This window comes from Nostoc sp. C110, assembly GCF_043099725.1.
Classification (GTDB): Bacteria; Cyanobacteriota; Cyanobacteriia; order Cyanobacteriales; family Nostocaceae; genus Nostoc; species Nostoc muscorum_A.
Map to the genome: position 1 here is coordinate 2,282,992 of NZ_CP171148.1, position 18,071 is coordinate 2,301,062.

Below are 18,071 nucleotides of genomic sequence, written 5' to 3' on the forward strand. Positions count from 1 at the left end.
ACCATAGAGATGAGTTAATAGGTCTTACGGGCCATAACGTACATATTGACTGTTGTATAGTCTTCGAGTCCAGGAATTTTACTCAGAAAGCGAAACAACGGCATCAATTTGGAAGCCCCTTCAAAAGCATTTGTAGTCTCGCTAACAATCACAAATCCGCTTTGATCAAAGGCTTTCAGGAAGTCGCGGCGCTTGAGTTTATTGAGTCCAAGGTCATAGATCGAATGGCACTCGATTCCGGGATGGTACTTATTATAAGCTGCAACAACACGCTCATCGCCAATAATGAGATGCGCCCACGGTAGCCTGATGCGCTTTCCGATTGCATGATATCCATGATCGCCAAAAGGACTGTAATAAAGTGGGCTAAAACCAGTTATTAGTAAGCCCCCTTGCCGTAGAACTCGTTTTATTGAAAGAAGAACTCGCTCTATGCCCATGATGTGTTCAAAAGTATCTTTGGAAATTACGAAATCAACCTGGCCGTCAAGCGTCGTCAGGTTGTCAATATCCAAGTGATGAAACTCTATTCTGTCTGCAATCTCTGGGTAGCGTTCTGCGACGATATTGCGCGCAAATTCGATCCGGCTACTTATGAGGTCAAGACCGATTACCCGCCGCGCTCCGGAAATGGCTGCATCAATGCACAGTGCACCATATCCACAGCCGATCTCAAGGACAACTTTACCGGAGAAGTCTGGACGACCGCCAAAGCGCCTCCAGTACATATCGGATTTTGTGACTTGTGCCTCAAAGTATTTTAGGGAAAATTCTTCATCTGGTACAGCAAAATTATCTTCAGTAAATTTGTAGTTTGCAGAGGAATCTGTAAAAGTTTCTTGACTCATGAGTTAAACTGTCAAATGACAATACAGGCTACATTAGTTTATACATCACATCAGTAGCAATAGCAATTGATACTGTTATCCTGGTAAGGAACAGTGAGCTTTCGGACAGGAGATAATGCTGAAGCCTTTGACTTAGAGTGTTTATGGAATAAGTATTATTGAGATTATTAAAGTGGTAATGTTTATTTGATTAGTGTCACGCAAATTTGCGCTCAAAAATATTCTAATTTTGACTAAAAGCGAAAATTTTACTGACAACAAAATTTGTCTTTCAGTCTTGTTCAAGGCAGTAATCGAACCTTTTAGTTTTATTCAAGTAGTGATCGCTCATAAACAAAGGACAATAAAACTCATTTGTAGAGTTTAGAATCTTTGTCAAACATAATATCGCTTCAAATCGAGCAGATTCAAAAAATGAGAGAGCGGAAAGTTAACAATTCAAAATTCAAAATCACGCTCTCTACAAGATTTGTATTAACTCTCATAAGAAGCAACCAATTCTGCGACGATCGCAACTAGTTCTCCGGGATCGACTGGTTTAGGTACATGAGTCTGAAAACCCGCTTCCAAAGCACGGCTACGATACTCACTATCGCCATAAGCAGTTAAAGCGATCGCAGGGAGTTTTTCCCAAATATCAGGCTTCAGCGCCCGGATCTTGCGGATAAGGGTGTAACCATCTTCACCAGGCATAGCAATATCACAAATTAAGACATCTGGCTGCAACTCAGGTAGTACTTTCAATGCTACCGCCGCCGATGGAACTGCCATAACGGTGCCTCCATCAGCTTCTAACACGGTAGTAATGTAAAAGCGGCTATCGTCATCATCATCAACGACGAGGATGTTTAAGCCAGCAAGGGGGAGAGGAGGTTCCATAACATCTCCATAAATGTTTATCAAATGAAAGTTATTTCTAATGAGCTGCTGGTTTTTTGTCTTTTACCACACCCTTGATAATTTTACTGCGATCGCGCCTATTTTCCTAGACAATAATTCAATTCGTCTAGCCACCATCTAATTGATGGTTAATTATTCGCTGGAATTTATAATTCTTGACTGGATAAAATTATATTTGTGTTTAAATTCATTTATATTTAGAAATTCACTTTCACAAATAATTTATTTTACAAATTTCTTTTGATAATCGCTGCCTATTTTATTACGAAAAACTTGCGATTTTGCTGGGGCTTTTAAATTTAGCAACTATGACATTTTGCTAGAAATCTAAAAACATCTAGATTGCATAAATTAAATCAAGCTCTTGTAGGATGGGCATCCTACCTGCCATAACTATTTAAGTTAAATGTAGAGTAGCTTACCAAAGCTATAGCCAAAAAAATAGACAATGCCAAAACTCAAAACGAGTCAGCTCGGCATTGCCATTTAAAATATGTGAATCTAAATTACTGCAAATAACCTGAATAATCAGAAAGAGTGATGAGCTTTTAGTTAACTCAACTCAAAACTTAATTACTCCCATTCAATGGTTCCAGGTGGCTTAGAGGTGATGTCATAAACCACCCGATTCACCCCTTTTACTTCATTCACAATCCGCGTGGAAATCACTTCGAGGACATCGTAAGGGACTCTGGCCCAATCAGCAGTCATGCCATCTTCACTGGTAACAATTCGCAAGACAATGGGGTAAGCGTAAGTACGTTGATCGCCCATAACGCCAACACTACGAATTGGCAACAATACAGCAAACGCTTGCCAGAAATCATGATACATACCGCGTTGGTTAATTTCTTGCCGCACAATCAAATCAGCATCGCGCAAAATATTTAACCGCTCTGATGTAACTTCCCCCAAAATGCGAATTGCCAAACCAGGCCCAGGAAAAGGTTGTCGTTGGACAATTTCTTCTGGTAAACCAATGGAACGCCCAACTTTGCGGACTTCATCTTTAAATAGTTTCCGCAGTGGTTCCACCAATTTAAATCTTAGGTCTTTCGGCAAACCGCCAACATTGTGATGACTCTTAATTTTTACCGCTACCCGTTCACCAGTTTGGGGATCAACATTGGTGTCAGCAGATTCGATGACATCTGGATAAAGAGTCCCTTGAGCTAAATAGTCAAAATGACCAAGGCGCTTGGAGGTTTCCTCAAATACGTTGATAAATTCGTGTCCGATGCGGCGGCGTTTTTCTTCAGGATCTGTAACACCAGCAACCTTAGCTAAAAAGCGATCGCGTGCATTCACATACTCCACAGGAATGTGAAACTGCTCTTGGAACAGCTTTACCAATCGCTCTGGCTCATACTTTCGCATAAAGCCTTGATCGATAAACACGCAAGTTAGTTGCTCACCAATGGCTTTATACAGCAAGAACGCCAGGGTAGAAGAATCAACTCCCCCAGATAGTGCCAAAAGCACTCGCTTCTCGCCAACTCTGGTGCGAATTTCCCGAATTGCCTCTTCAACAAAAGCCGCAGTTGTCCAAGTGGGTTCGCAATCGCAGATATGGTAGACAAAATTACGAATTAATGCTATGCCACCAAGAGAATGCACCACTTCTGGATGGAATTGAACTCCGTAAAGTTTCCTTTCGTGGTCGGCGATCGCAGCACAGGGGGTATTTTCTGTATGTGCCAGCAATTCAAACCCTGATGGCATTTGGGTAACTGAGTCTCCGTGACTCATCCACATAGTAGTGCCATCTTCGACGTTAGTAAGTAAATCTGTGGGATCGTCAATATATAATGATGCTTTGCCGTACTCACCTCGGTCAGCCTTTGCCACTTCACCACCGAGTTGGTTTACCATTAGCTGCATCCCATAGCAGACACCCAAGACGGGTATTCCCAAATTCCAGATTTCTGGGTCACAATGGGGAGCGTTGTCACCATAAACCGAACTCGGTCCACCAGAGAGAATGATTCCCTTGGGATTAAGTTGGCGCAATTGTTCAGAAGTAGTGCGATAGGATAAAACTTCAGAGTATACTTGAGTCTCGCGGATGCGACGGGCAATCAACTCAGAATATTGAGAGCCGAAGTCCAGAATTATAATTAATTGGCGATCAAGTCGCCCAACATTTTCCAATGTTTGGGGCGCTTGTTCTGTCGGTAGAGTCACCACTGTATTCATGATGGAAGTGTTATGTCTGTTAAGGATAGATGCTTTATGGTCTATGGTGATGCTATTATTCAGCCTGCTTAGGCTGATAATGGTATAGAAGCCCTAGACAAACGCGAGGTTATGTGCGTTGGTCTAGTCCCGGAGCTAGAGATGGTATGAAAACGATAAACTTACCCTAGAGTGGTTACTTAAAAGATTATTTATTTGGATTGTTTACGATTATTCATAATAAATTAACATAATTTTCCCATCAACAGACCAGCAGTTTTACTCTTCACGATAATTTTGCGATCGCGATCGAAGAGAATTGAGCCACAGACTGTAACCTCTGTGCCCCTTTCGCTATGGCTTTGAATGTATTCTTGGGAACGAACATCGATAGTTTCTGCGATCGCACTGTAAACTTGATTTACCCAATCACTGTTGGTTGAAGCATCTAGCGATTTTAGATATATTAGTGCTGCTTCTGCGGTAGCACTGTTAAACACAGCTTGGATATCTGGTGATTTTAAACCTGCGATCGCACAGTGCGCGGCCAAAATTTCCCGCCGTCCATCAGCCAAGTAGTGATGGGTATGAAAAATTCCCCCCGCCAATTTCATCAGCTTACCGTGATAGCCAAATAATAAAATTTCTTTCACGCCTAGCACATCAGCTTCTACTAACATTGGGCCGAGCCAGTTAGCAGTTTTGACCAATTGTTCGGGATTAATCCCTAGTTTACGCGCTAAATCTAGGCCATTCTCGCCGATACAGAATACTAAACTCTCAAAACGACTGGCTTTATTTTGTAATTCCGCCCGAAAGACTGCAAGCTGATCTGGTGTACTCAAAGGTTGAGAAATACCGGTTGTGCCTAAAAGCGAAAGTCCTTCAACCACACCAAAAGCAGAATTTGAAGTTCGAACAGCTAGCGATCGCCCTTCAGGTAGAATAATCGTCACCGTGATTTTTTCCCCTGGTGCTAGTATTCGTTGCAAGTTTTCTTTTAAAAGCCTTTGAGCATAAGCATAAATAGCAGGTTTGTCATCAGCATTCATCTGTCTGCCAATCCCTTCCCCGCCTTTAATAATTACAGTCTCCCCCTCTTCTCGCCATTCCACCAATGCCCAAATCGGTGTATCTTTAGTCAGATCAAGATTATCACCGGGATCGCTACGGGTTATTGCTAAAGCTGTATTCTCAGATAATCCTGCTACCTGTTCAATTGGGATTTCGGCGATTTGAGTCGGTTCAATCAAATCTACAGACGCTAAAGTTAGGGGTTTGCGATCGTGTAACCAGTGTAAAGCTGCAACAGCAGCAGCACACGCAAAAACCGGGAGTGTGTATCCAGAACGGGACATTTTGTAAATTGAAAAGTTAAAATAATTCTTCAAAGTTGTTCCAGGAACCGCCCCGTTTACCGATGCCTGTCCCAAAAAACTATTGTAGGGGTCAGTTACCCCTATGAGCGATCGCGCAATATTTATTGATTGCCGATGGAAGAAATATGAAAAAATTTTGAACGCGCTTCGCGCAAAAGAAGGGTAAAGAAAAAAGAGTAGAGGGCAAAAGAGAAAGAGATTAAAGGGCTAAAAGAGTCCTGGAAAAACCGAACACACAACCCGAAAACCGAGACTGTAGTAGCGGCTCGTGGGAAAGAGAGAGAGGCGGTAGGCAGCGCGACAGTCTACCGATTCGTTGAACCAGGAACCACCCCGCCGTATCCGTCATTCAACTCACCGAGAACCTAAAATCTCTTTACATCAGTTACAACTTGCTTATTATCCGCCGTATCATAGCAAATACAACCCAATAGAACGAAGATGAGGTTGGTTAGAACAGCATTGGAATGGTAGTTTACTTGACACCGTTGAGACCGTACTGAATTTTGCCCAAACTCTCACATTTAAGGGGAAAAATCCGGTTGCCACACTAGTAGAAAAAGTTTACTCCACAGGAGTTAAACTTACAACTTCAGCTATGGAAGAAATTGAAACCCAGATTAACCGACTCCCCAATCTCAAAAAATGGTTTGTGGAAATTTTTGCTAAACCAGTATAGCTATTGGATCATCTTTTCTGTGGAGTTCTCTTAACTGAACTATATTGCCCTAAAAGCGATCGCTAAAATGTCAAGTGGGTGTGGAGATTAATCCAAAGTGTCTTACGGTTGAGATTTGGGTTGATATTTAACAAATTCCAAATCTCGATTTTTGGGAGAAGCAAGCTAGCAAGAGCATCTCATAGAGAGCGTTATTACGAATTACCTCAATCCGCGCAATACCGCTCCTAATGTAGCGATTCCCTCAACAATCTTCTGTGTTGGCTGAAAGCTAAAAGCTAACCTAATGGCATCATCCCCTTGTCCATTGGCGTAGCAGCGAGTCCCTGGCAGAAAACTGATGCCGTGTTCACTGGCAGCCATCAGAAGTGCTTTAGCGCTGATATCTGGTGGCAATTTACACCAAACGAAAAAGCCGCCATCGGGACGCAGAGCAACTACATCACTGGGAAACTCTTGAGCGATCGCTTCTAATAACAAATTACATTTATGTTTATAGCAGGCAATTAGCTCTTGAATGTGATTGTCTAGTTTCCCTGTAGCACAATAGCGGGCAACTACATGGCTAACAAATGGCCCCACAGGCCCCTCACTTTTGAACATCGCCAGCCGCTCAATAATCGCTGGATCGCCACAAGCCCAGCCTAGCCGGATACCAGGCGCAATAATTTTCGAGAAGGTACTCACATATAATACCCACCCCTCTTGGTCGAGAGTTGCCAGGGAGGGCATAGTTTCTCCTCGGAAGCGCAAATCGCTATAAGCATCGTCTTCCACGATTAGAACGCCATACTCAGCCGCTAATGCTACCAGTTTTTGGCGGCGAAATAACGGCATAGTAGCACCTGTGGGATTATGAAAGGTGGGAATAGTATAAATAAATCGGGGTCGGATGCCCTGTTTTTTTAAATCGTTCAATGTTACTTCTAGCGCATCTACATCCATCCCTAACTCATCCACAGGAATGGTAATTATGCGTGCGCCAGCGTGGACAAATCTGGTAACTACTCCCAAGAAGGTTGGCCCTTCGACAATTACTACATCACCAGGTTCCACAAACACATCTGGTAGCAAGCCGAGAATTTGACCAGAACCGTAGCCAATGATTAGGCGATCGCGATCGGCAGCAATTCCCTTCGCCTGCAAGCGGAGGATAATTTGCTCATACAGTTGAGCGGAAGGCGGGCCGTAATTGAGAGCGATCGGAGCCTCTTCTGCCAGCACAACGGCACTTGCAGCAGCCAAGTCAGTGTGAGGAAAGAGAATTGGATCGGCTAGACCGTAGGCAAAGCTGACGGTGACGATTTTGCTTAACTCTGTACCGTAAGTTGGTGGTGCAAGGTTCTTTGCGCGTTCGGCGAACAAATCAGTAATTCGGTAAGCAGGGGTTGTAGAAACCATAAGTAATTAAAAATTGGAAGTCAGAGTACAGAACACACAAGAAGGTTATTGGCGAAAACCGAGATTGGAAGCTTCCTCTGATCTCAACTTTTAACGAGAGTGGGGGTCTGAAACTTTCGTTAGTCGCCCAGCATTCATGGTGGATTGTGGCTACTGACGGATGTATTCTTTCTTATAACATCATGACAACTATCGTGAATTTTGACTGATAGAACGGAATTACTACAGTGAAATCATTTAACCTCAAGTGGCAGCAGCTAATTTTAAGCTTAGGCTGTCTGCTACTGATTATTGCCTGTAAAAATTTCTATCCTACTAATAACTCAGATGCTATACCTCTTCGGGTGGCAACAGATCCCACCTTTGTCCCTTTTGAAATTCAAAAGGCTAGCGGGGACTTGGAAGGTTTTGATATTGATTTGATGAATGCGGTCGCTAAAGTAGCAGGTTTTGCAGTCAAGTTTGAAAGTCTACCTTTTGATGGCATGATCTCGACTTTGCAAGCTAAAAGAGTTGATGCGGCAATTAGCGGAATCACCATTACCGCCGAACGCCTGAAAACAATTGCTTTTTCACGACCTTATTTTAAAGCCGGACTAGCGATCGCTGTCCGCGAAGACAATCAAAAGATTCAAGACTTCAACAGTCTCAAAGGTAAAAAAATCGCTGTACAAATTGGTTCCACCGGGGCAGATTTTGCCAAAACCATCCCCAATGCCAAAATTAGTACTTTTAATTCTGGGCCAGAATTTTTCCAAGACTTGCTCAATGGCAACGTTGATGCTGTGGTTAGCGATGCTTTTGCAACTTTGTATGCGATTAAAAATGGCAAACTCAAAGGCATCAGAGTTGTTGCCGATCTGCTCACTGAAGAGTACTACGGGATTGCTACACCTAAAGACTCCCCCCATTTAGATGCAATAAACAAAGGTATAGAGACTTTGTTATCCAATGGAACTTACAAGCAAATTTATCAAAAATGGTTAAACGCAGAACCCCCTCAATTGCCAAGCTCTTGACATTGGGCATTGGGGACTGGGCATTGGTATTCTCCTCTACTCCCCTGCTCCCCTGCTTCCCCTCTTTCAAAGGTAGGTATTTAAGAAAGGGGCAAATTAACAGGTAAAATACAGAACTGATGTCAGTCCGCAAAAATATACAAGGCAGATGCGGAGCAGAATTAAAGGCTGTAGGAGGGTAAATGCAGATAGGAAAAAGTGAGGAATTAAGACAATGGACTAGAAAAGTCATAGAAAAAATGCCGAATCTCACAAAGCCGCAAGCAGTAGTACTGGCAATGTGGAGTTTTGGGATAGTGATGACTCAATCAAGTGGACTAACAACAGTTTCAGTATTTTTAGCAGAGTTGCTGGGTAAAAAAGAGAATACTGTGCGCCAGCAACTGCGAGAATGGTATCGAGATGCTGAGGATAAAACGAAGACAGGACGGACTTCATTAGATATTACAACTTGTTTTAGTCCACTACTGTGCTGGATTTTAAGCCTTTGGCCGCAGAACGAAAAGCGTTTGGCTCTGGCAGCAGATGCCTCGACTTTGAGCGATCGCTTTACTGTACTAGCAATTAGTATTGTTTACCGAGGTTGCGGAATTCCTATTGCTTGGAAAATAGTAGAAGCAACTAAACCAGGGAGTTGGAAACTGCACTGGCAAAAACTGTTGAGCCAGATCAGCCAAAGCATCCCAGCAGATTGGTTTGTAATTGTTACCACTGACCGAGGACTTTACGCTCCTTGGCTGTATGAAAAAATTCAATCCAATGGTTGGCATCCGTTTATGCGGATTAATCAAATTGGACAGTTTCAAGTTTTGGGGCAGGATGCTTGGCAGCCTTTAAATACTCTAGTGCCACAAGTGGGTCAGTCATTCAAAGGCTTAATAACTTGTTTTAAAACTAATTCAATCAAATGTACCTTATTAGCTCGCTATGACGATGGCTATGCCGAACCTTGGTTAATTCTCACTGATTTACAGCCGGAGGTTGCGGATGCTTGCTGGTATTCTATGCGCTCTTGGATTGAGTGTCTGTTTAAAGATGGTAAACGAGGTGGTTTTGATTGGCATCAAACCAAAATCACTGACCCTAAACGTGCCGAAAGACATTGGTTAGCCATAGCGATCGCTATTTTATGGCAAGTAAGTGTTGGTGGTTGTGTTGATGCAAATCTCCCTATTAGTAGTTTAGATGAATTACCCCAAACTCATATTGCACGACGCAATTTTAAAAATAGTCTCCCTCACCGTTGGCTTAGTTGCTTCCGCCGTGGATTTTTAGTGATTAAGGCCGCTGTTCTTAATCGTCTTCCATTACCAATCGGTGGTTTTTTCCCTGAGCCTTGGCCAAGCTTTACTCCACAACTTAATGTTTCTCAAATCACTCTCTCTACTGCCTGATTTTTAAATACCTACCCTTGAAAGCTGCTTCCCCTGCCTCCTATCCCCATTCCCCATTCATAAGCAATTGGTTGCCAATATATTAAATATTTATCTAATATGCGTCACAATTAATACTGCCACCAAAATTCATTGATAAACTACAATCTCTTGTAGGTCTACTTTAGTCAGGGACAGCCAATTGTGGCACCTTTGATCTTAGTGGCTAGAAGCACCTTGGAGCGCGAATAAAGGAACTTCCACTATGCTGATTTGCCCTCAGTGTAAATTTGAAAACCCCAAAAGCAATAAATTCTGTCAAAGCTGTGGCACATCCCTGACCCACAAAGTTTGTCCTGAATGCAGCGCCGAAGATGTACCTGTAAATGCACTACTTTGTCACAACTGTGGCACGGAATGTGGAACAGTGTTTTGGGCAATTATTGCTAAAGAAACGATTGGGGAAGTTTTGGGAGTAGAGACAGATGAGGAAAATGTGGGATTAGAGGAAGATGAAGAAGCAATATCCTCGTCATCTCCTCTATCCCTTAGTTCTCATGCATTAGGCTCTTATTTAGACTCCCAAGAGCGCTATCAATTGTTAGATCCGCTACCTACCCAAACGGAAACTGCCACCATTACTGTTACAGGTGTGAGAGTTCTAGACTGCCAGCCGTATCAAATATCACCAATTGAGGCAATACTAGTAAGTCAGCAATCCGATTTACTAACGCCATCAGTAGATGCAACTGGAATTCCTCACCTTGCGAAACCTTATATTGCCTTACACTCTCAAAATCAGCGCGAGATACCACTGATTCACGATGCATGGCAGCAGGGGGATATGCAGGTAGTAATAATTGAAGACCGCTCAAATTGGCAGCCTTTAGTTGACTTATGGCAAGAAGAGACAACAAGTTCGTTAAAAATTTTGCACTGGTGTTATCAAATGACCCAACTTTGGGCATTGTTGGAACCAGTAAATTGTCGTCAAAGCCTTTTAGATTTATCAAATTTGCGATTGGATGAAGACCAAACGCTGGCGCTACAAAGATTGTATGTGGAATCATCAAGTTCTCTGTCTGTCAGCGAGTCCCCAGAAGATGCCGAAGCCCAAACATCTGCTATTCCAGAGGAGCCGTTAACCATTCAAGCTTTGGGGCGAGTTTGGCAAGCACTATTTAGGCAGTCTCAACGCACTCAATTTGGCTCTGTAGTCCAAATGTTGGGAGATTTAGATGTAGGTAAGATTCACACAATCGCACAATTACGATCGCGTTTGGAGGAAATCTCTATTGAACTGGAAGCACTAGGAACCGCAACTTTGCCCCCAATAAAGGAGAACAATACTACTGTGCCGACTATGCCGCAATCAGACGAACCAGAAGATATCATTAGCAAAATTGATGATATGCCAACTGTTGTGCTGGCGATGCAGTTAAGTAGCTTGGAAGATGCAGGACGCACAGATGTAGGTCGTCAACGCCATCACAATGAAGACTACTTTGGTATTGAAACCAAAATCCAAAAGTTGGAGTTCCCTAAAAGTCGAGTTCTAGAAGGGCATGGTTTGTATATTCTCTGCGATGGTATGGGTGGACATGCTGGCGGCGAGATAGCCAGTGAGTTAGCAGTCAACACCCTACGGCAATACTTTCAAGAACACTGGATTGCCAATCAATTGCCAACAGAAGATAGCATTCGTGAGGCAGTATATTTAGCTAATGAGGCGATTTACAAGCTCAATCAACAAGATGCCCGTTCTGGAGTAGGGCGTATGGGTACAACTCTAGTAATGCTCTTAATTCAAGATACTCAAGCAGCAGTTGCTCATGTGGGAGATAGCCGTCTCTATCGCTTGACGCGTAAGGGGGGATTAGAACAAGTCACAGTAGATCATGAAGTTGGGCAACGGGAAATTACCCGAGGAGTAGAAGCAAGCATAGCTTACGCCCGCCCGGATGCCTACCAACTCACCCAAGCTTTGGGGCCTCGTGATGAAAATTCGATTAATCCTGATGTAGGCTTTTTTGAGATTAATGAAGATACTCTTCTGCTTTTGGCATCGGACGGTCTATCAGATAATGATTTACTAGAAACCCATTGGCAGACTCATTTAGAACCCTTGCTTAGTTCGGGCGCTAACTTAGAACAAGGTGTTACCAAATTAATTGATTTAGGAAACCAATACAATGGTCACGACAACATTACTGGTATACTTATTCGGGCAAAAGTACGCCCAAATTTGGAAAGTTAAAAATAAATGGGGATTGGGAATGGGTAATTGAGAATGGGTAATAAAAAGAATCACTAATTCCCAGTAGATATATCTTCAAATTAACCTTAAACCCTTATAAATCAGGGGCTGAGACCTAATTTACATATAGTTTAATGCCTAATTCCCATTTTCCCATACCCCATCCCCCATTCCCTAATCCATTTACCTTGTAGGTTGTATTGTGGTTAGTCTGACTCTCTTAGAACCGCAACAGAAAACGCCCCTCCAGCAGTGGTGCTTTGAGAACTCTTCCATAATTCGGATTGGTCGAGCAACAGATAATCACGTTGTTTTAACTGATAGTTTAGTTTCGCGGCATCATCTAGAACTGAGACACGTTGATTCTGCCGACAATGGCAGTGGTTGGCGGCTGATTAGTCAGGGTACAAATGGGACTTTCCTCAACGGTGTCCTTGTGATTCAGAGTCCGTTACCAGATAATTCCCTTTTGCAATTAGCACAAGGAGGCCCAATACTGCAATTCCAAATTCAGGAGGTAACAGTACTGGAAACTGGTTTGCGATCGCCACAACAAATACAAGGAACAGAAGAAAACGCCGTTGCAACAGTCTATTCAGCCCAAGGTCAATACACTTGTACGCATGAAGGGAACTCCCCGAACAATCTGTTTTGCATCCACTGCGGTCAACCTCTTTCAGTGCAACAGAAAATTCGTCATTATCAGGTGTTGCGAACTCTCGGACAAGGAGGTATGGGTACTACTTATCTCGCTTGGGATGGGGCTGGTCAGATTGGGAGTATCCCACAACTGCTGGTGTTGAAGCAAATGAATGCTGATATGGCAAAAATTGCCAAAGCTCAAGAATTATTTGAGCGGGAGGCGCATACTCTCAAATCCCTTAACCATCCGGGAATACCCAAGTATTACGACTTCTTTGTCGAAGGCGGAAAAAAATACTTGGCAATGGAACTAATCCACGGACAAGATTTAGAGAAACGTGTCTATACAACTGGGCCAGTTACGCCAAGCCAAGCGATCGCTTGGATGATCCAAACCTGCGATATCTTAGAATATCTTCATAGCCAAGAACCTCCACTAATTCACCGCGATATTAAACCCGCCAACTTAATGGTGCGAAGTTCACTAAATCGCATAGTAGTCCTGGATTTTGGCGCAGTTAAGGAAATTGGCACAGCGCCCGGTACCCGGATTGGTGCAGAAGGTTATTGCGCTCCTGAACAAGAACGAGGACAACCTTTGACTCAATCTGATTTGTATGCAATTGGGCCAACGCTGATTTTTCTGCTCACAGGCGAAAACCCGTTTAAGTATTATCGCCAAAAGGGGCGCAACTTCAGGTTTGATGTGGCAAAAGTTCCCACCATCAGTTCCCAATTAAGAGATGTAATTGATCGCGTTACAGAACCATTACCACGCGATCGCTACCAAACTGCAAAGGAATTAGCTGCGGCTTTAGCTGCTTGTAAAGTTTAGGGAATGGGGAATGGGGAGTGGTGAATATTAAAAATCTCTACTCCCTATTGCCTATTACCTATTCTTCATCCCAAGTTTCTACAGCTAGCAGTTCACTAACTGGGTCTTGCATACTAAAGCCAAAGTCTAGGAGTTCCTGTTTCCAGTGCTGCCATTCATTACCATAGAGCAAAGCGATTTTCCAGATGCTATCACTTGGCTTGATAATATTCGATTCTATGAGTGATTGCACGTTGCGCTGCAATTTCACCATCGGGTGAATCACTTGCTGAGTCATAACCTCGATTGAATTCAGATTTTGTTGGTAAATACTTAATTAAAACTGCTTCCCATTCTGCAATTGTTGCCGGGTCGTAGAGTGGTGTAATTTTGGTAAAGCTAGTCTTAACTTTTTAACTATACCATAACAAACTCTACTAAATTACTGGTAAATTCGGTTTTGTACGGTAATTACCACCACAAAACTCCAATTTTACCAAGTAGTCCTAAAACTTTTTGCAGAAACAAGACAAAAGTTCAGGGTAAGGGTTAAAAGATAAAGGATGCTTCTGTTTTTCCTTTAACCTTTCCCCATGTTATTTTTCCCCTTAACTTCTAGCCTTTAAGCACGAGAGTACAACAGTACCTTTTGTCAGATATCTGTTGTGAACACCTACGAAAATAATTAGTCCTTCTGGAAGTTGCGCTAAGTAGTGAGACTGAGGAGGACTAGGAAAATTCTATAATATGTTTGCTTTTTAAACAGCCAAGAATGACAAGGGCTAGTTTGAAAGTTTTTGCCTGACAAGGAAAATTTGCAGTTTAGTTGAAATGTCCTCTATTTCTGTTTATTTAAATGTTATTTAGAATATCGCAAACATCTGGCATTAGGCAGAATCATCGCAAATATTTATATAATTTTAATTTTCCGCCTAAAGAATAAGACCTCTAGGTTTGGCTCTGTTTAGGCGTAGGAGAGGTTTTTGCTTGAAGTATGGGAGCGATGCCTACGGCGGTAAACTACGCATAGCAAAATTGTTTGTACAGCATGGGCTTACCATAAATTTCCCTCGTCTTCAGAGTCAGCTTTTAAAGTTTGTGTAAAAATTTTTAGCCAAGATGTTAGTTTCTGTTGAGCAGATGGGTATCCTCAAAACGGGAGGCTTGCTAATATCTCAGTATTTACCACAGCAAGTATGTAAAGCATGACTGGTTCGGGGGATGAATACCTAATTTCCCGCAAAAAGCAGATTGAGCGGCGACAAAAGATCGTCACTATAGTGTCGTTAGTGTCGTTTGTTGGTTCTACGGTGTTTGCAGTAATTCCGGCAATCCAACAAGCTAGTCAACCTAAGCCAGTAACTGCGTCTCCTTCTGTTGAGTCAGGATTACAGCAACAGGCGCAGGGCTACGAGTTGATTTTACAACGGGAACCAGAAAACCAACTTGCTTTAGAGAAACTGTCTATAGTGCGGTTGCACTTGAAGGATGCTAAGGGTGCGATGACACTTTTGGAGAAGCTGGTGAAGTTGCACCCCGATCGGCAAGATTACAAAGTTGTATTAGAGCAGATTAAGAAGCAAGAGGGAAATAGCGATCGCAGCCCAAATAAGCAGCCCAAATCTAAGTAATAATTTCACTTAAATATTTTTGGAAAATCATTAATTTTGAGATTAAAAATAAATACAAGATGTTTAACGGCAAATCTATTTTAATTACTGGTGGTACAGGCTCCTTTGGCAAGCAATTTGTAAAAACGGTTCTTAGCCGATATCAACCTCAGAAAGTCATAGTTTATTCACGGGATGAACTGAAGCAGTACGAAATGGCGCAGGAGTTTAATGCACCAGTGATGCGCTATTTCATTGGAGATGTGCGCGATCGCGATCGGCTACGTCTGGCAATGCGGGGTGTCGATTATGTAATTCATGCTGCGGCGCTCAAGCATATTCCTGCTGCTGAGTATAACCCAATGGAATGTATTAAAACTAATATTCATGGGGCAAATAATGTTATTGATATCGCCCTCGATCAAGAAGTAGAAAAGGTGATTGCCCTCTCAACGGATAAAGCAGTTAATCCAATTAATCTCTATGGTGCAACCAAGCTAGCTGCTGACAAACTTTTTGTTGCAGCTAATAATATTGTTGGGGAAATGAAAACCCGGTTTGCCGTAGTTCGCTACGGTAATGTTGTCGGTTCAAGAGGCTCGGTAGTGCCTTTTTTTCAAAAGCTGATTAAAGAAAAAGCCCCAGAGATTCCTATTACAGATCCACGCATGACTCGCTTTTGGATTACACTCCAACAAGCTGTAGATTTAGTTTTTAATAGCTTTGAAAGAATGCAAGGAGGAGAAATATTTGTACCTAAGATTCCTTCAATGAAAATTACCGATTTATCTGAAACACTTGCACCCGGAGTTCCAATTAAAATTGTTGGTATTAGACCAGGAGAAAAATTACATGAAGCCATGTTTTCTTCTGAGGCTTCACATTTAGTATTGGAGTTTTCAGATCATTATGTAATTAGACCAACTATTGAATATGCTCATTCTGTGGATTATGCCTGCAATGCTTTAAGTGAAAAAGGAATCCCCGTTCCAGAAGGGTTTGAGTATAGCTCTGAGATAAATACAGAATGGCTAAAAGGTTTCCAATTACTAGATATGCTGAAGCAATGAGTGACTACATTCCTTATGGAAGGCAAGATATTAATCAAGAAGATATTGATGCTGTAATTGAAGTTTTGCGCTCAGACTGGATTACTCAAGGCCCAGCTATAGAGAGATTTGAGCAAGCTGTTGCCAACTACTGTGGAGCGAAATATGCCGTAGCGGTTTCTAGTGCGACAGCTGCATTACATATTGCTTGTCTTGCTGCTAGCTTGGGGCAAGGAGATATTCTGTGGACATCACCAAATACCTTTGTTGCCTCAGCTAATTGTGGACTTTACTGTGGTGCAAAGGTTGACTTTGTTGATATTAACCCAAATACCTACAATTTGAGCGTAGATGAATTAGAAAGTAAATTAGCTGAGGCAGAAAAGCAAGGTTGTTTGCCTAAAGTGTTAATATCCGTGCATTTTGCAGGGCAATCTTGTGAGATGGAACAAATTGCTGCTTTATCACAGCGTTATGGTTTCAAAAATATCGAAGATGCTTCTCATGCGATTGGTGGGAGCTATCAAGGACAACCTATTGGTTCCTGCCAATTTTCTGATATGGCAGTTTTTAGCTTTCATCCAGTAAAAATTATTACAACTGGTGAAGGCGGTATGGTACTAACAAATCAAGAGGAATTGTATCAGAGATTAATTAGATTAAGAAGTCATGGCATAACTCGCAATCCAGATTTAATGCAAGGAGAATGTCACGGTTCTTGGTATTATCAGCAATTGGAATTAGGCTTCAACTATCGTATGACAGATATCCAAGCAGCATTGGGTAGTAGTCAACTACAACGACTAGATAAATTTGTAGAATGTCGGCGGTTGATAGCTCAAAGATATAATCAGCTACTACAAGATTTACCCCTGATGTTACCTTGGCAACACCCTGATTCTGAATCTAGTTGGCATTTATATGTAATTCGGCTCAAGCTGGATAAGATTAATAAAACTCATCGACAAATATTTGAAGAACTTCGCAGCACAGGAGTTGGTGTGAATTTGCACTACATTCCAGTTCATACACAACCTTACTACCAAAAATTAGGTTTTCAATTAGGAGACTTTCCACAGGTTAAGCAATACTATGAGGAAGCTATTACTATCCCCTTATATTATGGGCTAAATGAAGAGAGTCAGGATAAAGTAGTAATTTCGCTAAGAGAGAGCCTGACATGAAAACTGTAATTATTGTTCAGGCAAGAATGACTTCAACTCGCCTTCCTGGAAAAGTACTCAAAAAGGTATTGGATAAGCCTTTATTAGAATATCAGATTGAGAGATTAAAGCGAGTCAAGTTGGCTGATGAAATTGTAATTGCTACTACCATCAATAGTACAGATTTGCCAATCATTGAACTTTGCAATCGTCTTTCAGTACCATATTTTAGAGGCTCTGAAGAAGATGTATTAGCCAGATATTATGGAGCAGCTAAAGAACATCAAGCAGATGTAGTAGTTCGCGTTACCTCTGATTGTCCGCTAATTGATCCAGAAGTAATTGAAAAGGTAATTCAATTTTATCTGGATTATAGATATGAATCTGATTATGTTTCTAACTGTTTAGAGAGAACCTACCCACGGGGGATGGATACTGAGGTTTTTTCATTTCTAGCATTACATCAAGCATTTGTAGAAGCAATCGCACAACCTGACCGAGAGCATGTTACTCCATTTATTTATATGCACCCTGAACGTTATCGATTAGCTCAGGTAGTTTATTCAGAAAATCAAAGTTCACATCGCTGGACAGTGGACACAGCAGATGATTTTGAACTGATTAAAAGAATTATTGAAGCGCTTTATCCTCAAATTCCAAAATTTACTCTTGAGGATTGTTTAGATTTGCTCAGAAAATATCCTGATTGGTCATTAATTAACGCACACGTAGAACAAAAGAAATATGCTGCATAACAATTAA

14 protein-coding genes and 1 pseudogene are annotated in these 18,071 nt (G+C 42.0%); 9 read left to right on the forward strand and 6 right to left on the reverse strand.

What is annotated here, in order from left to right; genetic code table 11:
* Positions 1-14 precede the first annotated feature (14 nt).
* The 4 genes from ACFFRD_RS15380 to cbiD form a co-directional block, all read right to left on the reverse strand.
* Complete coding sequence (locus ACFFRD_RS15380; protein WP_392482212.1) at positions 15-848, reverse strand: class I SAM-dependent methyltransferase; 834 nt, start codon at positions 846-848, stop codon at positions 15-17.
* A gap of 474 nt (positions 849-1,322) precedes the next feature.
* Complete coding sequence (locus ACFFRD_RS15385) at positions 1,323-1,727, reverse strand: response regulator (RefSeq protein WP_392482213.1); 405 nt, start codon at positions 1,725-1,727, stop codon at positions 1,323-1,325.
* Positions 1,728-2,321: 594 nt separating this feature from the next.
* A complete protein-coding gene (gene guaA, locus ACFFRD_RS15390; protein ID WP_114082045.1) occupies positions 2,322-3,944 on the reverse strand; it encodes a glutamine-hydrolyzing GMP synthase in 1,623 nt (540 codons plus the stop codon).
* A 224-nt stretch (positions 3,945-4,168) separates the two neighbouring features.
* Positions 4,169-5,281, reverse strand: a complete 1,113-nt coding sequence (gene cbiD, locus ACFFRD_RS15395) for a cobalt-precorrin-5B (C(1))-methyltransferase CbiD (RefSeq protein WP_392482214.1) — start codon at positions 5,279-5,281, stop codon at positions 4,169-4,171.
* Between the two features lie 406 nt (positions 5,282-5,687).
* On the opposite strand from cbiD, the pseudogene ACFFRD_RS15400 reads away from it, so the two are divergent.
* A pseudogene (locus ACFFRD_RS15400) lies at positions 5,688-5,981 on the forward strand (ISAzo13 family transposase); the annotation flags it as partial.
* A 201-nt stretch (positions 5,982-6,182) separates the two neighbouring features.
* Here the strand turns inward: ACFFRD_RS15400 and ACFFRD_RS15405 are convergent.
* Positions 6,183-7,382 carry a PLP-dependent aminotransferase family protein gene (locus tag ACFFRD_RS15405; RefSeq protein WP_392482215.1) on the reverse strand — a complete coding sequence of 400 codons (1,200 nt, stop codon included), beginning with the start codon at positions 7,380-7,382 and terminating at the stop codon, positions 6,183-6,185.
* Positions 7,383-7,609: 227 nt separating this feature from the next.
* Between ACFFRD_RS15405 and ACFFRD_RS15410 the strand changes: the two genes are divergently transcribed.
* The 4 genes from ACFFRD_RS15410 to ACFFRD_RS15425 all read left to right on the forward strand — a co-directional run bounded on the left by ACFFRD_RS15410 (position 7,610) and on the right by ACFFRD_RS15425 (position 13,508).
* Positions 7,610-8,401: a basic amino acid ABC transporter substrate-binding protein gene (locus ACFFRD_RS15410; RefSeq protein ID WP_392482216.1), complete on the forward strand. Its 792-nt coding sequence runs from the start codon at positions 7,610-7,612 to the stop codon at positions 8,399-8,401.
* Positions 8,402-8,583: 182 nt separating this feature from the next.
* Positions 8,584-9,795 carry a transposase gene (locus ACFFRD_RS15415; protein ID WP_392475919.1) on the forward strand — a complete coding sequence of 404 codons (1,212 nt, stop codon included), beginning with the start codon at positions 8,584-8,586 and terminating at the stop codon, positions 9,793-9,795.
* Between the two features lie 244 nt (positions 9,796-10,039).
* Complete coding sequence (locus ACFFRD_RS15420) at positions 10,040-12,031, forward strand: serine/threonine phosphatase (RefSeq protein ID WP_392482217.1); 1,992 nt, start codon at positions 10,040-10,042, stop codon at positions 12,029-12,031.
* Between the two features lie 202 nt (positions 12,032-12,233).
* The gene (locus ACFFRD_RS15425) at positions 12,234-13,508 is read left to right on the forward strand and encodes a protein kinase (RefSeq protein WP_392482218.1); all 1,275 of its coding nucleotides are present in this window, start codon (positions 12,234-12,236) and stop codon (positions 13,506-13,508) included.
* A 58-nt stretch (positions 13,509-13,566) separates the two neighbouring features.
* Here ACFFRD_RS15425 and ACFFRD_RS15430 read toward each other — a convergent pair whose 3' ends face one another.
* Complete coding sequence (locus tag ACFFRD_RS15430; RefSeq protein WP_012407469.1) at positions 13,567-13,785, reverse strand: DUF4327 family protein; 219 nt, start codon at positions 13,783-13,785, stop codon at positions 13,567-13,569.
* A gap of 907 nt (positions 13,786-14,692) precedes the next feature.
* Here ACFFRD_RS15430 and ACFFRD_RS15435 point away from each other — a divergent pair.
* The 4 genes from ACFFRD_RS15435 to ACFFRD_RS15450 are packed head-to-tail and all read left to right on the forward strand — an operon-like array spanning position 14,693 to position 18,064.
* Positions 14,693-15,118 carry a M48 family metallopeptidase gene (locus ACFFRD_RS15435; RefSeq protein ID WP_179072292.1) on the forward strand — a complete coding sequence of 142 codons (426 nt, stop codon included), beginning with the start codon at positions 14,693-14,695 and terminating at the stop codon, positions 15,116-15,118.
* Positions 15,119-15,177: 59 nt separating this feature from the next.
* On the forward strand, positions 15,178-16,167 hold the full coding sequence (pseB, locus tag ACFFRD_RS15440) for a UDP-N-acetylglucosamine 4,6-dehydratase (inverting) (protein WP_392482219.1): 990 nt from the start codon (positions 15,178-15,180) through the stop codon (positions 16,165-16,167).
* Entirely contained in the window at positions 16,125-17,330 is a 1,206-nt protein-coding gene (gene pseC / locus ACFFRD_RS15445; protein ID WP_392482220.1) for a UDP-4-amino-4,6-dideoxy-N-acetyl-beta-L-altrosamine transaminase, read from the forward strand. The genes pseB and pseC overlap by 43 nt, the downstream gene beginning before the upstream one ends.
* Positions 17,327-18,064 carry a cytidylyltransferase domain-containing protein gene (locus ACFFRD_RS15450; protein ID WP_392482221.1) on the forward strand — a complete coding sequence of 246 codons (738 nt, stop codon included), beginning with the start codon at positions 17,327-17,329 and terminating at the stop codon, positions 18,062-18,064. The genes pseC and ACFFRD_RS15450 overlap by 4 nt, the downstream gene beginning before the upstream one ends.
* Positions 18,065-18,071: the final 7 nt, after the last annotated feature.

Excerpts from the sequence above, each read along its gene's own strand:
- ACFFRD_RS15380 (WP_392482212.1), bottom strand. The coding sequence starts at position 848 with ATGAGTCAAGAAACTTTTACAGATTCCTCTGCAAACTACAAATTTACT.
- ACFFRD_RS15385 (WP_392482213.1), bottom strand. The coding sequence starts at position 1,727 with ATGGAACCTCCTCTCCCCCTTGCTGGCTTAAACATCCTCGTCGTTGAT.
- guaA (WP_114082045.1), bottom strand. The coding sequence starts at position 3,944 with ATGAATACAGTGGTGACTCTACCGACAGAACAAGCGCCCCAAACATTG.
- cbiD (WP_392482214.1), bottom strand. The coding sequence starts at position 5,281 with ATGTCCCGTTCTGGATACACACTCCCGGTTTTTGCGTGTGCTGCTGCT.
- ACFFRD_RS15405 (WP_392482215.1), bottom strand. The coding sequence starts at position 7,382 with ATGGTTTCTACAACCCCTGCTTACCGAATTACTGATTTGTTCGCCGAA.
- ACFFRD_RS15415 (WP_392475919.1), top strand. The coding sequence starts at position 8,584 with ATGCAGATAGGAAAAAGTGAGGAATTAAGACAATGGACTAGAAAAGTC.
- ACFFRD_RS15420 (WP_392482217.1), top strand. The coding sequence starts at position 10,040 with ATGCTGATTTGCCCTCAGTGTAAATTTGAAAACCCCAAAAGCAATAAA.
- ACFFRD_RS15430 (WP_012407469.1), bottom strand. The coding sequence starts at position 13,785 with ATGACTCAGCAAGTGATTCACCCGATGGTGAAATTGCAGCGCAACGTG.
- ACFFRD_RS15435 (WP_179072292.1), top strand. The coding sequence starts at position 14,693 with ATGACTGGTTCGGGGGATGAATACCTAATTTCCCGCAAAAAGCAGATT.
- pseB (WP_392482219.1), top strand. The coding sequence starts at position 15,178 with ATGTTTAACGGCAAATCTATTTTAATTACTGGTGGTACAGGCTCCTTT.
- pseC (WP_392482220.1), top strand. The coding sequence starts at position 16,125 with ATGGCTAAAAGGTTTCCAATTACTAGATATGCTGAAGCAATGAGTGAC.
- ACFFRD_RS15450 (WP_392482221.1), top strand. The coding sequence starts at position 17,327 with ATGAAAACTGTAATTATTGTTCAGGCAAGAATGACTTCAACTCGCCTT.